The sequence below is a fragment of the Geofilum rhodophaeum genome, from assembly GCF_002210225.1.
In the GTDB taxonomy this organism is placed as follows: domain Bacteria; phylum Bacteroidota; class Bacteroidia; order Bacteroidales; family Marinilabiliaceae; genus Geofilum; species Geofilum rhodophaeum.
Genome location: NZ_MWUJ01000083.1, coordinates 1 through 312, shown reverse-complemented (window position 1 = coordinate 312; position 312 = coordinate 1). Strand labels below are relative to the sequence as shown.

Genomic DNA, 312 nt, shown 5'->3' with positions numbered 1-312 from the left:
TGCCAATACCGCCATTTGCACTCGGGGTGTTGGCGGTAAAGTCGCCTGTACTGTTATTTACGCTACCACCCAGCACGTTACTAATCTGACTACCATTAACCGCGTCCATTGAGCCTGAGCCGATAGTGCCAGCAGCTACGTTGGTGATCTTGTCACCACCAACATCTAAACCATTGGCAGTGCTGGTTAAGATGGTGTTGTTCGTGCCATCTCCTAGGGTGACTTTGGTGAATTCAACGTCGTCACTGGTCGCAACTTTAATGATTTGATCATTGTCGCGGGTGACTTTGATGTTCTTACCATCAACGAATT

The 312-nt window shown here is 48.1% G+C and carries 1 protein-coding gene; it reads right to left on the bottom strand.

What is annotated here, in order from left to right; all coding sequences use genetic code 11:
• The coding region (locus B4W65_RS17160; RefSeq protein ID WP_205741333.1) for a hypothetical protein at positions 1-312 on the bottom strand (312 nt) is incomplete at both ends.